Raw genomic sequence first — 13839 nt, 5'->3', positions numbered from 1 at the left:
ACCTTTTCCCTTGTCCTAACATACTATTTGAGTACTGACACTAAAGTAGGTGACTCGAATGAGGTTTTTATATAAGCGGCCAAGGATGGAACACATACAGGATGAATTAAATACGGTGATGGAAGTAATGGTCTCCGATGTATTTATTTATCTAGACTTATTTGTGTTCAGTTTCATCTTTACCATGCTGCTTTCTTCAGCATTGCCTTCACTAGCCCTATCAATTCTATTCTTTTTTGGCTGCTATAGTTTATTTGCTTGTGTATATTTTTATATATTTAACCGAAAAGAAAAGAAGATTAAACCCTAAGCTGGATTAGCTGTAAAAACTGTTGGATAATCTCTTCCCCTGCACCCACACCGTAATTATTTGTAAGAGTATAATTACTGGTGCCTGACACCCTAGCGAGCTCACCATGGGCCGGTACAAATCGATTTTGACAGTTTTTTAGAAAGTCCCAATCTAGAACGGAGTCCCCCGCACCTGCAATGACTTCGATTCCTTCTCGCTTAGAGATAAATTCAAGTGCATCCCCTTTGCTAATTGCCCGTGGGATAAAGTATAGCTTCCTTCCTTGTAAAGAGATTCTCCATCCAAAAGAAACGGCCACATCATTAATTGCTTTTCGGTCTAGAGCAGGTGGGAGACTGTTTAATATATAATAGAAAAATAAGTTCTCTGCCTGCTTTATTTGCCCATCAAATTGAAAGCCTTCTCTTTTTAGATTAGCAAGCAGCTCTGTTTGGGAAGCTGATTCCGCGTTCATTCGATTAAAAATATGTGATGACCACTCTTCCATCATTTCACCTTCATAAATAATATTGGCCCCATTTGAAGTAATCGCATATTTTAGCGGAATGTCTTTCTTAAAGATGAAGAAACGGTTAAATTGCTCCGTTGTCCTCGTAGTAACCGGCACAAATAGACATGCTTGAGACAGCTCTTTTAAAGCAAGAAAAGATTGATCAGTCATAAAAGCAACCCAGTCATTATCTTTTTTTTCTACGGGTCTAAGGGCTGTTTTATCGAATTCTCCCATTTCTTCGATGGCCCGTTTCGAATAAACCAAGGTACGATCAAGGTCGGATGCAAAAATCATTGGTTAATCCCCTTAACCGATTTGATTAAACCGCAGCATAAATACTTTAAATTTGGATAGGGTACAATCTCTACACCCTTTTCTTCTGCAAGCATAAGAATATGTTTGACAAAAGGACTAGATGGGTCGCGCATCAGAATCTTCCACGGAACCCTGCGAAGGAGAACTCTTGTTGTTTCTCCGACTCCCGGTTTAATATAATGGGTGCTTTCAATTGCAAATTCAGCTTGAATGCGTTTGACATCCTCCATCCCTAAGAATCCAGTTTCTATTTTTTCGTTGTTCTTTTTTGTCGCAAGCTTCGCTGATTCCCGGGCAATGTGTACAAATTCCTTACTAATCAAATTAATATATTCATTGGAAACATCAACCGGAATCAACTCATGGTAATACTTTGCTCCATGGAAATCATCTTTACCGATATATTGTTGATTTAAAACCGTCCTGCTTACCAGACCTGAGACGGTTGAATTAAGGCAAGCACTAGGGATTAAGAAATCCTCTCGGGTTCCGAACAGAGTGGTACAATATCCAGGATCAGCGATGACTGCTAATGTATCATCAAGCTTAATCCCATATTTTTTGTGATAATCATCGCAGGCTTTTGTCAATTCAAGTGAAATTGCCCCTTTTCCAGTCCAGCCATCCACAAATTGAATATCCGCCTCTGGATGCTGGTTCAATATATATTGAAGTGCATTTTCGTCAATCCCTCTGTCGCGAATGATTGAAACACTGTAATGCGGCAAATAAACATGGTAGTGCATATGGATATATCTTTTGATTAATATCCCCACAGGTGTACCAGCACGTGCCAGGGAGACCAGTACGGTCTTATCACCCTTCAATTGATAGATTTGTTCTGCGACAATGCCAATACATAAAGCTACTTTTTGTTTGTGTTCCTGTAAAGTTTCCCAAAATAAATCTACATATGCCTTTGGAGGCTGGTATTCTATGGGAAGAGATTCGCTGTAATGAATCCCTGATTGAACCTTTAATTCCCGATTTTCTGTGGAATCTTCTAGCTTAATAGCGCTTAAATCCTTTAAAAGGAATTCAACATCCTCCGCTTTATAGCTTCCGATATTTGCTGGCTTATTCATTGTGGTTTTCAATTTGATCACCTCGGTGTTCAGAAAAAAAGACGAGCCTAATCATCTTAATTTGTAATTTTTCCAGTTCTTCCAATAATGGCTGCATATTCTCTAACAATACTTTTCTCTCAAAAAAAATAAATATTTCATCGTAGTATCCTTGCGGGATATTATAAAAATAGTGTGTTATGTCTTGGTCTTCTGGATTTGGGAAAGACGCACCATATCTTGCACCGTAACCAACTTCGTCTTCGATAAAGATGGGACTTCGAGTAGTTGATTGATAAAAAACATCTCTACCCATTTCGGCAGTGAGTTTCATAGGTAGATACATAAACTCACCCGTGCCTAGGCAAAGTGTCCTTTTTCCGTTCCTTTTTTGGATCAATACATTCGCAGCTGCCTCAACCTTTTGGTGAAGACTAATATTTTCTGAACTAGTCAGTCCAAATCGGCCAGTCTCTTTAATAAATGCATAGCTATTCAACGGGTTATTTACTGAATAGGGAGTAGTGGTAAAAAAAGAGGATAGATCGATTTGTTCTACTGCTGCCTCAACTCTTTTGTTGAATACAACGTTGTTTGGCCGATTAACAATTTCACCATGCTCCTTCACCTGTACTGTACCCGCCAATAGACTGACCACATTAATTTTAATCCCAAGTTTCTGTTCAAGACAGTTAAAACGATGAAGATTTTCTTCTGAACGCCAATCTAGAATGGAAATAACGGTATAAACATCTCTCGGGAATTTAGCATGAATCGATTCGATAATATTTAAAGCAGTTTTACCCGTTGTCATTTCATCGTCAACGAGAATGAATTCTCGTTCATTTTGGATCATTTCTAATGGAATATAACAGCGATGGGATGTCGCATGGGAATGCTCTTCTTCAAAAGTAATCTCCGGTTTTTCCTGTTTGAGTTCTTCCCTGGTAGTATGAAAGTATTCTGCAGATTGAAAACAGTTAAAGAAAGCATGCCCAAGGGCAGTTGCTGTTTCAGCGAATCCTATCACGACAGGACGAATATTTTCCGGGATAAAGGCCTTAGACCGGTATGATTCTCCTTTTCTAAACATGGCTAATAGATTCTTAGTTTCAAAACACTCAGTCCCCTTAACTGTTTCAATATATCTCGCACCAAGAAGGGCACCAGTCAGCAGCCCTTTATTAGGATTAATAGGAAGGTGTTTACCAAGCACCTTACTTACGAACAGGAACGAGCGTTTCTTATTAATCCTTGCTGCCATTGTAAAAAAATCTTCCAGCGGCAGGTCATACGGATTTTCAGACACTTCAATCTCCGTTTCGATCGAGTCAAGGATATTATACGTATACTTCTTTTTTGATAAGGTCAATGGTTGTAAATTCTTCATGTAACACCCCGTACAGCTGTGATTTTAAGATAGTCTTCTTTGCCCAATAAAAGTGAGGTTTTATCTCGTTCATTTTATTAGAAAAATTGCTTTTCATAACACCAATTTCTCCGGTTGAAGCTTTTATGATATTGGTAGCATCGATGAATTCCTCGTAGGATACAACATTAAGAGCTTGAACTACTTTGATGTGAGATGGGTGAATAATCGTTTTTCCTGTTAAACCGTTTGCGATATCCATTAGGATTTCTTGAATTAACCCATCCATATGTTCATCAATTAATTTAGCTCTCCATTTCAACCCTTCATCCCCGTACCGTTCACGGAATGGTGTTTGCCTAAGTTGCGGCTTTAACATTCTCTTTTTCGCTGAAAAATACTCCCAAACAGGGCCTGAGACAACATAGGCACTTTCAAATCGTTGAAAGACATTGATTATATCAGAAATACAATCTCTTAAAACAGCGATATCATAAACGGTTGTATCCGCACTCCGACGAATTCCATATAATCCACAAAAATCCGTGGCCCCAATTCGAACATTTAAAATAATGTCCTCATAGCGATCGAGAAGATTCTTTATACCCATTAATTCTTCCATTCTGGTTTCTTTTTGAATGACCTTGGCTGTCTCCAGAATCGGCATCGCATAAAAAGGATGTTCAACCGTATGAAATCGGAGAACCTCAACTAACAGTTCTTCACCATTTTCAACGTTGAATTTAGGAAGTACGACCCCTGTAAGCAGGCTGATAGCATCCCCTAATTGTTCGCTTACCCGTTTAAACTGCTCGAGGTTCCGGATTCTAATAAACATGAGCGGTAGATCCATATAGCTCAAAAAGCCCCTATTTAATTCACTATACAACTTTAATAATTCATTGATAAGCAATGCCTCCGCATCTGTTACCTCGTTATCACCTACGGCATCTTCTAAGTCGATAACAAGGGAGGTTAACCCTTCATGTTTCTTGGAGAGAATCTCCTGATGGATATTCGGGCGTGTAGCAGGCATATAAAGTGTGGCGCCTAAACCATAAGATAGAAGCTCACGCTTTGAATATTTAGTAAACGCCTGTGGTTTCTGAAAGAAGAAACGTTTAATATCATTTTCGTAAAAGTATGTAAAAAATTCCATAACCAATTTCTCCTCTTAAAAGGTAAAAAATAGGGGAGACGGACTCTCGTCAGCTCCCCATTTTCGTCTACAGTTTTTAGTTTTCTTTGCTGGTTTCCTTTTTCTTATTCATGAAGTGAACAATAAAAGTAGCCCCAAATGTTACAGCTAGAATAATAAAGAAATGCAACGATTCAATATGGATATTGAATAACGGTAACGTAAGTGCCATTTTAATAGCAATGATTAGGATTAAGATATAAGCAGTGGTTTCAAGCTCAGGAATCCTATCAATGAGTGTTAGAAATACTCCGGCAACACCACGCATCATTAATACCCCAAGAATCCCGCCTACAAATAAAATCCATACCTGATTGCTGACACCAAATGCTGCAAGAACACTGTCAACCGAGAATGCAATATCCATTAATTCAACTGCAGCTACCGTTCCCCAGAAGGTACCGAATAAACGTATAAGCAAACCACCTTGGTTAATTCCTTCTGTTTCTTCCTCATCGTGACCAGTATCCCCTTTACGCTTATCGATGAAATACTTAATCGCTAACCAGGCAAGATACGCGGCCCCAAGTGCTTTAATGACCCAAAACTTGATTAGGTATACACCGATTCCAATCGCAATAAATCGGAATATATATGCGCCTAATAGACCGTAGAACAAGGCTTTCTTACGCTTTTTAGGTTCCAAATGTTTAACCATAACGGCTAAAACAAGCGCATTATCAGCAGAAAGTAATCCTTCCAAAATAATAAGTGTCCCAATAAGTCCCCAGCTGACTGGGTCGGATAATATTTTACCCCACATATTCAAATCAAAAAATTGTGCATATGTGTCCAAGATATGATTCAAAACTGACATTAAAAAAATTCCTCCTAGAATATAAAAGCGGAAGTGCCTTTCTCAGGGGCTTATATCCTCGAGCCCCTAGGCGCTGCAGCTAGACAGATTGACAAAACAAAATTTTTGAAAAAGACCCATTATGGATTGGGTCTCTTAATTATTAAATATTAACCGATCGATAGTCCAAAGTCAGTTGCAAGTGCAGCTAATCCACCTTGATAACCACTGCCGATGGCACTAAATTTCCATTCACCATTGTGACGATATAATTCACCGACAACGATTGCCGTTTCAATTGAGAAGTCCTCACCTAAATCATAACGGATCAGTTCCTCACCATTTGCCTCATTGTAAATTCGCGCATAAGCATTGGAAACCTGACCAAAGTTTTGACTTCTGCTGTCTGCCTCATGAATTGTAATAGTAAATGCAATCCGCTGAATATTAGCAGGTATAGTGGTAAGACTTACTTTTACACCTTCATCATCACCATCACCAGCACCAGTGCGATTGTCTCCAGTATGTACGACGGCTCCATTTGCTCCTTGTGGATTATTATAGAAAATAAAGTCACTTTCATTTGTAACTTTCCCATTCTCTCCCAGCAGGAATACAGAAGAATCTAAATCAAAGTCATTCCCACCATCATATTTGTTTGTATCCCATCCAAGTCCAACCACAACATTTGTCAAACCGGGATTTGTTTTTGTTAAATCAACTTTTTGTCCTTTTGATAAACTTACTGCCATTTCTTCATTCCTCCAATTTAGGTGATAGTCTATTTACGAGTTTGTGATAAAAAGGTTTCATTTATTTATTATAATAATTATTTTTCCTGCCTATAAGCAAATCAACACTAACTCATCCACTTGGGTGGTGTATTTTTTGCCCAATAAATCGAACCTAACTCATGATGGCTCTGGAATTGGTCATGGTAGGTATGGTAATGAAAATTAAACCAATATCCTGCCTGCGGTGGATTATCTCGTCTAACATGAAAACGAAGGATATCCTTTCCGAAAACGCGATTGTTAACATTAAAGATTTTTTCAGAAAGCCCCGCACCAGGCTGTTCTGAAATGGTGAGATTCTTCAAATCTTCTTCAGGAAATTGGACAGCCACTTCCTCCAGTGCCTTTTCAATATTTGGCAAAATAATCTCTCGGAATTCATTTTCGATGACGGGTTTAATTCTTGTACCAAATTTCTGATAGGATTGCAATTCAGCTTGTTTTATTAATTCTCCAATAAATTTTTCTTTATCAAATTTCGAATCTTCAATAAACGTGTTGGTTTGTCCGAAAGTACTTTCGGTGGAAGGCGCTTCGAAGGCATCTCGATCAGCGAGATTCTCAGCGTTAACTGTGTTAATTAATTGTGTAGGGGTTACGAGACCAAAGGTTAAAACAGATACTAGTACAAATAGTATTTTCCGAAGCCAATTGTTCATTTTTTAGATCACCTTATTCTTTTCTTTATTCTCATATGTTCAAAAAATAGGTATTATAAAAAATATTATACTTCTTTTTTTGTATAAATGGAAAATTTTCTGTCCTCTTACCAATTAAAAAAAGGATGTCGGCTGACATCCTAATTAGCAATGGGCTTCAAATGCCCCGAGTAAATTTTGCATAACTGCTTCCATTGGCATGCCTTCAATATCATGTCTCGGAATGAAATGAACGACTTTTTTATCCTTTAATAATGCCATTGATGGTGATGATGGTTCAATCCCCTCAAAATATTCGCGCATTTTCGCTGTGGCTTCTTTATCCTGTCCCGCAAAAACTGTTACGAGGTGGTTAGGCTTTTTCTCGCTATTTAGCACAGCTTGAGTTGCCGCAGGACGAGCCAGACCAGCAGCACATCCGCAAACGGAATTAACGACAACCAGTGTTGTTCCGCTCACATTTTCAATAAAATGTTCAACCTCTTGTGCATTCGAGAGCTCTTCGAAGCCAGCCCTTGCTAATTCTTCTCGCATCGGTAAAACCATTTTTTTCATATATTCATCATACGCATTTGACAATCTAAATCACTCCGTTTCGGTTCATCCATTTTAGAATAACTAATCTATTTGCTTTTTGCAATTTTATTCGCCCGCTTTTCTTGCTTCAGTCATCTGCTTCCAGACAGATCCTTTAGCTTCTTCGCCGCCCTCAATTCTTTCAATCGCCATTTTAATTTGCAATCGAACTTCAAATTCCGCATCATTTTCAGCAGCCTTTAATGCGGGTAGTGCCTTTTCATCTCCAACTTCATATAAATACATTGCTGCCCGCCAGCGAACAAGCTTGCTTTTATCCTGCAATGCTTTCATCATTTCATTTTCTGCTTCTGGAAATCCTAAATCAGATAAACAATCTCCTGCGGTTCTTCGAACGGTCACCGTTTTATCGTTCAGTGCCTTATAAAGAAGCGGTAATACCTTTTTCTCTTTGACCATGCCGAGGTATACGGTGGCAAGTCTTCGAATCGATGCCTTTTCGTCTGATAATGCTTTTTCAAGGAGTGGTAAATCGTTTAGTTCCGGATCATCCATTTGCTCGAGGAGTTGATAGCGAACCTGCCAATCAGGATTCTGAAAAGCATCTATTGTTACCCTTTTCCGGGGACGAAGTGGTTTTAGTTCTTGATTAGGCTCCCTCGATTGAGCGATTGAAACTAAGTCTTCTAATCGCTTCGGTGAATACGCAGCAATGATTTCATCGACCACTTCTTGGCCAATTTGGTCAAAGTCACCATAGCGGACGCCTTGATTTTTCCATTTTCGCAATAAGATATAGTTATCTTCAGGAAGCTGAGCCATTTCTCTTGCCGTTAAAAAGTATTCCGGCATTCCAAATCGTCTTTCGCTTGTGCCATCGGTAAGCTTGACTTGAAGGGGTATATTCTTAAACATTTGGATTTCAACTTTAATTTCCCCAAAATGCTCATCCATTTTTGCTATGTTCACAGCTTCATTCGCCTTTTCTCCAAAGGCCCCACGAACTCGAGGTAATAATTCCTTCCAATCATATTTTGCATTCCGCTCAACCGCAAGAAAATCTGCAACATGGTAAACGCCTTTGATTCCTTCGATTTGAAGGATGGATTGAATAACAGCAGGTGCATCAGCAGCTGTTTCTTTTTTATAATTATGGCTTTTCCCCATCGGAAGTTCTTCATCTAAATTAATTTTCATGGTATTTGGACTTGGCGTTGGTTCAATTGCCTTAATTTTCAACAAGATCACCTAATTCTTATGATTTCTTTATCAAGTTTATCATATTAGATACATTTCAATCACCGGATCTGCTTGTAGAAAAAAGAGTACGCCGTGTAATCTGGTACCCGTGTCAAGGACACATGAAAAAAAAGAGTTATGATACTAAAAGATGATTCCTATATTGAATAGGGGTCATCTTTTCTAAATTCCATTGATAACGATAATTGTTATAGTAAACCATGTAATGATTTATTTTTGCCTTTAGTTCGTCTAATGTTTTACATGATTGATAGTCTACCTCATCCTTTAAATGACCAAAGAAAGATTCCATTGGGGCATTATCCCAACAATTGCCTCGCCTAGACATAGATTGACCTAAACCATTTTTCTTCAACAGATTCTGATATTTTGGGCTGGTATAATGGCTTCCTTGATCCGAATGGATAAATGCCTCTGAATGTAAACTAATTTTCTTATTCTTCATTAATTTATCAATGGTTTTTGTTGCGATATCTAACGTGATGCGATCCGAAACATGATATGCTAAAAGTTCATTGGTGGAGGCATCTTTTATGGCCGACAAATAAGCCATATCCCCGTTATATGGTAAGTAGGTAATATCGGTTAGTAATACCTTTCCTGGAATTCCTTGCTTAAATTCTCTGTTTAATTTATTTGGAACGACCTGATGTTCTTTAGTTGCCTTTGCTATTTTTTTATAAGGATTTGCCTTTCTATGGGGGCAAATGATTTCATACTTGTTCATAATTCTTTGGATCTTTTTTCTGCTAATTTTATGGTCGTATTCATTATTCAATATCATTTTGATGGAACGTGAACCCTTCTTATATCCGCGTCGATTAAACGCTTTCATTATTATTTCCTTCGCTTCTAAGTCCTTTTGCTCTCTTTCAAATCGGCTTTCGGCTGCTTTTTGATAGCTGTAATATCCAGAACGAGACACCCCTAAAAGCTTACAAAAATACTTTGTCATCTGTTTAAACTGATTTTGATCTATAGTCTCATAAATCAGCTGGAATATCTTACTCGTCTCTAGGTTTTGACTTTTCTTTAGCAGCCTCCTTTCTGTCATTTCTAGCTTTTTTAACAGCTCCACCTGTCCTTCCAGCAACTTAATTCGTGCTTCCTGCCTCTCTATAATCTCTTCTTGAGTCAGTTCTCGTTTTAAAGGCCTACCTGGGGTTGTTTTCCGTCCGTCTGAGAGTCCAATTAACCCATTTTTTTCATAAGCTTTTTTCCACCTAAATGCAGATTGTTCGATCCGCTTCATACCTAAAATGCTCATATCAAAGCCGTTTTCCTCAAAGATTTGTCTAGGGAGTTTACCTACCCCGTATTCATCTATAAATTTATTTTTAAATTCATCTGTATATGTAATTGATAAGCTGCTGACCCGTTGTACATTTGGGTTCTTTTGAAGTATTTTTATTTCTTTAGTTGAAAATGTAATTTTGCTCATAGTCGTTCCCCTAATCCCCATGTCTTAAGATTTTAGTATATAAAAAAATACCTAGAGATGAAACACTCTTTTTCAAGTGTCCTATCTCTAGGTACCATATTAGTGGACGCACTCTTATTCCTTTTCAGCCTGCTCTGCCAGATACGACCAGCGCTCAATTAAGTATTCCAGCTTTTCGTTTAATTCTGTTTCCTGCTTCATTAATTCCTGGGCCTTCGTAAAATCACTGCCTGTTTTCGCCATTTCGACACCTATTTCTTCAAGACGGTTCTCCGTTTTCGCGATGTCTTCGTCAATTGATTCCCACTCTTTTTTCTCTTGATAGGTCATCTTTTTCTTTTTTTCTTTCTCAATGGCTTTCGTTGGCTTAACCGAAACTGTGGCTGTTTTTTGTGCTTCAAGGATTGATTCCTTTTCAAGAAACTCCGTGTAATTCCCAAAGAACGAATCTATGTAACCTTCTCCTTGTAGCACGAGAAGCTGCTCTGCCACTTTATCTAAGAAATAGCGATCATGGGAAACAGTAATGACCACACCCGGAAAATCTTCTAAATAATCTTCTAGAACCGTTAGTGTCTGGGTATCGAGATCGTTGGTTGGCTCATCTAGTAATAATACATTTGGAGCGGTCATCAATATTTTCAACAAATATAAACGTCGTTTTTCTCCGCCTGAGAGCTTTCGAATCGGCGTACCGTGCGTAAATGGAGGAAATAGAAACCGTTCAAGCATTTGTGCCGCAGAGATTGTCTTTCCATCTGAAGTTTCGACGATTTCGGCTGTCTCTTTAATGTATTCAATCATCCGTTTACTTTCATCCATATCTTCGCTTTCCTGTGTATAATAAGCAATTTTCACGGTTTGCCCCATGATAAACTCACCTTCATCAAGGGGGATTTGTTTTGCGAGGATATTTAACAAGGTGGATTTTCCTGTTCCATTTTTCCCGATAATGCCGATCCGGTCCCCCGGCTTCACGAGCAAATCAAAATGATTTAAGATCGTTTTTGCCCCGTAACGCTTAGAAGCATCCTTTAACTCAAACACTTGCTTTCCAAGCCGGCTGCCATTTAACGAAATATCCAGCTTTTCAGAAGACAACTTCCCATTAGAAACCTTTTCATCCAGTTCATCAAATCGCTGAATCCTGGCCTTTTGTTTGGTTGACCTAGCTTTTGCACCACGTCTAATCCACTCGAGCTCTCTACGGAAAAGATTTTTTCTTTTTTCAAAGGTCGCTGCTTCATTCTCTTCACGAATGGCTTTTGCTTCTAAAAAGGCCGCATAATTGCCTTTATAACTGTATAGCAGCCCACCATCGAGTTCGAACATTCGATTGGCGACACGGTCTAAAAAATACCGATCATGTGTGACAAGTAAAATAGAGCCACTATATCTACTTAGGTACTCTTCCAACCATTTAACTGAGTCGAAATCGAGATGGTTCGTGGGCTCGTCTAAAATAAGTAAATCCGGTTCGGCGATTAAAACTTGCGCTAAGGCTACACGCTTTTTCTGCCCGCCGGATAATTCGCCGATTTTTTTTGAAAAATCCTCAATCCCTAATTTCATTAATATTGATTTTGCATTTGTGCTGGCATCCCAACCATTTAATGCATCCATTTGCTTTTGCAATTGGAAAAGAGCTTCTTGTACCAAGGTGTCATTAGGAGAAAGATTCAACTCTAATAACGTTTTTTCATAGGCACGCATGAGCTTTAAGATTGGAGCATCCCCGTGGAAGACTTGTTCAAGCACTGTTTTTTCTACGTCTAATTCCGGCTGCTGATCTAAAAAGGTAATCGAATAGTCCTTGCTCGTGATGATTTTCCCATCATCCGGTGTATCAAGACTTGCAATAATTTTTAATAAGGATGATTTTCCCGTCCCATTTATCCCGATTAATCCCACACGTTCTTTTTCTTTAATTGTAAAGGAGATATTGTTAAAAAGCTGTTTCTCCCCATACGTTTTCGAAACATTTTCTCCTGTGAGCATTTTCATTCTTGTCCATCCCATTCTTGGTAAAATTGTTCTAAAAATGTTTCCATCATTTGGTGACGGCTTACTGCCATTTCTCGGGCAGCTTTTGTATTTAGTAAATCTTGTAATTTAAGCAGCTTTTCATAAAAATGATGAATGCTTGTGGATTTACCGTTTCGATACTCCTCTAAGCTCATTGCATCTCGCACCTGAATGCCGGGGTCATAAATGGGGTGGCCTTTTTTGCCGCCATAGGCAAAGACCCGGGCAATTCCGATGGCTCCAATCGCATCTAAACGATCTGCGTCTTGGACGATTTTAGCTTCAATAGTCGATAGCTCTGTGTGTTGTCCACCTTTATAGGAAATCGTTGCGATAATTTGTTTTATATGTTTTTTATCATTATCTGTTAGCGGAATAGTTTGTAAATAGGTTTCAAGTTTTTCTTCACCTTTTTCGATACTTTCATTCAGCTTTTCATCAGGTATGTCATGGAGTAATGCAGCCATTTCAATAATGAACGCCTCTCCTGCATTTTCTTCCTTGCAAATATGTAAAGCATTCCGTCGGACGCGGTCGACATGGAACCAATCATGACCTGTCGCATCCTCCCCTAATTCATTCTGGACAAATACTTCCGTTTGTTCAATTATCGTATTCTTCATTTTTTTGAGCACACCTACTTTCATCTTTGTCATTTTAACATGAATAACAAACAAAAAATAACCCCGAATGTTCGGGATTATTTTTTGTTATTATTTCAACCCATTATGCCAGCTGATGCCCAGTGTATTTTCACCGGCATGTACACCAATGACCGCCCCTAATGGACAACAAATAATCTCTAGCTGAGGAAATTCCTTTCTTAATTCGTCCTTCCAATTCGCTGCATGTTCCTCGTGCAACCCATATAATAAATATACTTCTTTAAAATGGTACTGCTCGTAGGAGGATCGTAAATAATCCAATATTTTTTCCTTTGCCTTTTTCTCACTTCGTGCTTTTTCTTTCACACTTAGCGCACCATCAACAATCGAAATAATTGGTTTTACGTTCAGCATACTGCCAAGAAAGAATTTTAGACCTGACATTCGGCCACTGCGGTGGAGCTGTTCTAAACTGCCGACAAGAACATAGGTCTCATTCGTTTTTTTAATGATATCAAGCCGATTAATTACCGATTCAATACCAGCTCCTTCTTCAACCAGCCTAATTCCTTCTTTTAGCAAAGCCGTCATTGGATAGGTTAAGATATTCGAATCAAAGGTGGTAACTGGAATCTCAACCAACTTCGCTGCTTGTTCACTCGAGGAAACTGTCCCGCTTAATTTTCCTGATAAAAGCACTGCAACCACTTGGTCGTACTCCTTAGACAGTTGTTCGTATAGGGTCTGAAAAGCTCCAATCGAAGGTTGGGACGTCTTTGGGGGATTTTTAAGCTGCTTTAATCTTTCAAATAATTGGGCAGAGGTTAAGTCGATTCCATCAGAAAATTCCTCACCATCAAGTAATATAGTTAGTGGTATTGTATATAAATCCGGATGATTTTTTAATTCTTCGTCTAAATAGGCAGTACTATCCGTGACCCAAGCTGTTTTGACCAACGTCATCTCCCCT

Annotated in this window: 14 protein-coding genes; 1 reads left to right on the top strand and 13 read right to left on the bottom strand. The window is 38.7% G+C overall.

Annotated elements, in window-relative coordinates; all coding sequences use genetic code 11:
• Positions 1–85 precede the first annotated feature (85 nt).
• The gene (locus tag RCG22_RS24220; RefSeq protein WP_308105012.1) at positions 86–310 is read left to right on the top strand and encodes a hypothetical protein; all 225 of its coding nucleotides are present in this window, start codon (positions 86–88) and stop codon (positions 308–310) included.
• Here the strand turns inward: RCG22_RS24220 and RCG22_RS24215 are convergent.
• From RCG22_RS24215 to RCG22_RS24155, 13 genes are all read right to left on the bottom strand, one after another.
• A complete protein-coding gene (locus tag RCG22_RS24215; RefSeq protein ID WP_308105011.1) occupies positions 300–1100 on the bottom strand; it encodes an HAD family hydrolase in 801 nt (266 codons plus the stop codon). The two genes, RCG22_RS24220 and RCG22_RS24215, sit on opposite strands and share 11 nt — an antisense overlap.
• Positions 1097–2206 carry a cysteine protease StiP family protein gene (locus RCG22_RS24210; protein WP_308105010.1) on the bottom strand — a complete coding sequence of 370 codons (1110 nt, stop codon included), beginning with the start codon at positions 2204–2206 and terminating at the stop codon, positions 1097–1099. Before RCG22_RS24210 ends, RCG22_RS24215 begins: the two co-directional genes overlap by 4 nt.
• Positions 2199–3575, bottom strand: a complete 1377-nt coding sequence (locus tag RCG22_RS24205; protein ID WP_308105009.1) for a phosphoribosyltransferase family protein — start codon at positions 3573–3575, stop codon at positions 2199–2201. The genes RCG22_RS24210 and RCG22_RS24205 overlap by 8 nt, the downstream gene beginning before the upstream one ends.
• The gene (locus tag RCG22_RS24200; protein ID WP_308105008.1) at positions 3526–4713 is read right to left on the bottom strand and encodes an HpcH/HpaI aldolase/citrate lyase family protein; all 1188 of its coding nucleotides are present in this window, start codon (positions 4711–4713) and stop codon (positions 3526–3528) included. The genes RCG22_RS24205 and RCG22_RS24200 overlap by 50 nt, the downstream gene beginning before the upstream one ends.
• A gap of 76 nt (positions 4714–4789) precedes the next feature.
• A complete protein-coding gene (locus RCG22_RS24195) occupies positions 4790–5569 on the bottom strand; it encodes a TerC family protein (RefSeq protein ID WP_098263425.1) in 780 nt (259 codons plus the stop codon).
• Between the two features lie 149 nt (positions 5570–5718).
• Positions 5719–6300: a TerD family protein gene (locus RCG22_RS24190; RefSeq protein ID WP_098263424.1), complete on the bottom strand. Its 582-nt coding sequence runs from the start codon at positions 6298–6300 to the stop codon at positions 5719–5721.
• A 107-nt stretch (positions 6301–6407) separates the two neighbouring features.
• Complete coding sequence (locus RCG22_RS24185; RefSeq protein WP_308105007.1) at positions 6408–7001, bottom strand: YpjP family protein; 594 nt, start codon at positions 6999–7001, stop codon at positions 6408–6410.
• Positions 7002–7145: 144 nt separating this feature from the next.
• Entirely contained in the window at positions 7146–7580 is a 435-nt protein-coding gene (locus tag RCG22_RS24180; RefSeq protein WP_098263422.1) for a BrxA/BrxB family bacilliredoxin, read from the bottom strand.
• A gap of 63 nt (positions 7581–7643) precedes the next feature.
• On the bottom strand, positions 7644–8777 hold the full coding sequence (locus tag RCG22_RS24175; protein ID WP_308105006.1) for a conserved virulence factor C family protein: 1134 nt from the start codon (positions 8775–8777) through the stop codon (positions 7644–7646).
• Between the two features lie 136 nt (positions 8778–8913).
• Positions 8914–10239 (bottom strand): IS3 family transposase, encoded by a 1326-nt coding sequence (locus RCG22_RS24170; RefSeq protein ID WP_308103844.1) that lies wholly within the window; start codon positions 10237–10239, stop codon positions 8914–8916.
• Between the two features lie 114 nt (positions 10240–10353).
• Positions 10354–12243 carry an ABC-F family ATP-binding cassette domain-containing protein gene (locus RCG22_RS24165; protein ID WP_308105005.1) on the bottom strand — a complete coding sequence of 630 codons (1890 nt, stop codon included), beginning with the start codon at positions 12241–12243 and terminating at the stop codon, positions 10354–10356.
• Positions 12240–12887 (bottom strand): HD domain-containing protein, encoded by a 648-nt coding sequence (locus RCG22_RS24160; RefSeq protein WP_308107240.1) that lies wholly within the window; start codon positions 12885–12887, stop codon positions 12240–12242. The genes RCG22_RS24165 and RCG22_RS24160 overlap by 4 nt, the downstream gene beginning before the upstream one ends.
• Positions 12888–12977: 90 nt before the next feature.
• Positions 12978–13826 carry a DegV family protein gene (locus RCG22_RS24155; protein ID WP_308105004.1) on the bottom strand — a complete coding sequence of 283 codons (849 nt, stop codon included), beginning with the start codon at positions 13824–13826 and terminating at the stop codon, positions 12978–12980.
• Between the last annotated feature and the right edge of the window lie 13 nt (positions 13827–13839).

The sequence above is a fragment of the Neobacillus nitrireducens genome, assembly GCF_030915405.1.
Taxonomy (GTDB): Bacteria; Bacillota; Bacilli; order Bacillales; family Cytobacillaceae; genus Neobacillus.
This window is presented reverse-complemented; position numbering and strand designations above follow the sequence as displayed.

Bases quoted from the DNA above. Each gene is read 5' to 3' on its own strand.
- RCG22_RS24210 (WP_308105010.1), bottom strand. From the start codon at position 2,206: ATGAATAAGCCAGCAAATATCGGAAGCTATAAAGCGGAGGATGTTGAA.
- RCG22_RS24160 (WP_308107240.1), bottom strand. From the start codon at position 12,887: ATGAAGAATACGATAATTGAACAAACGGAAGTATTTGTCCAGAATGAA.
- RCG22_RS24220 (WP_308105012.1), top strand. From the start codon at position 86: ATGGAACACATACAGGATGAATTAAATACGGTGATGGAAGTAATGGTC.
- RCG22_RS24165 (WP_308105005.1), bottom strand. From the start codon at position 12,243: ATGAAAATGCTCACAGGAGAAAATGTTTCGAAAACGTATGGGGAGAAA.
- RCG22_RS24185 (WP_308105007.1), bottom strand. From the start codon at position 7,001: ATGAACAATTGGCTTCGGAAAATACTATTTGTACTAGTATCTGTTTTA.
- RCG22_RS24170 (WP_308103844.1), bottom strand. From the start codon at position 10,239: ATGAGCAAAATTACATTTTCAACTAAAGAAATAAAAATACTTCAAAAG.
- RCG22_RS24200 (WP_308105008.1), bottom strand. From the start codon at position 4,713: ATGGAATTTTTTACATACTTTTACGAAAATGATATTAAACGTTTCTTC.
- RCG22_RS24205 (WP_308105009.1), bottom strand. From the start codon at position 3,575: ATGAAGAATTTACAACCATTGACCTTATCAAAAAAGAAGTATACGTAT.
- RCG22_RS24195 (WP_098263425.1), bottom strand. From the start codon at position 5,569: ATGTCAGTTTTGAATCATATCTTGGACACATATGCACAATTTTTTGAT.
- RCG22_RS24190 (WP_098263424.1), bottom strand. From the start codon at position 6,300: ATGGCAGTAAGTTTATCAAAAGGACAAAAAGTTGATTTAACAAAAACA.
- RCG22_RS24215 (WP_308105011.1), bottom strand. From the start codon at position 1,100: ATGATTTTTGCATCCGACCTTGATCGTACCTTGGTTTATTCGAAACGG.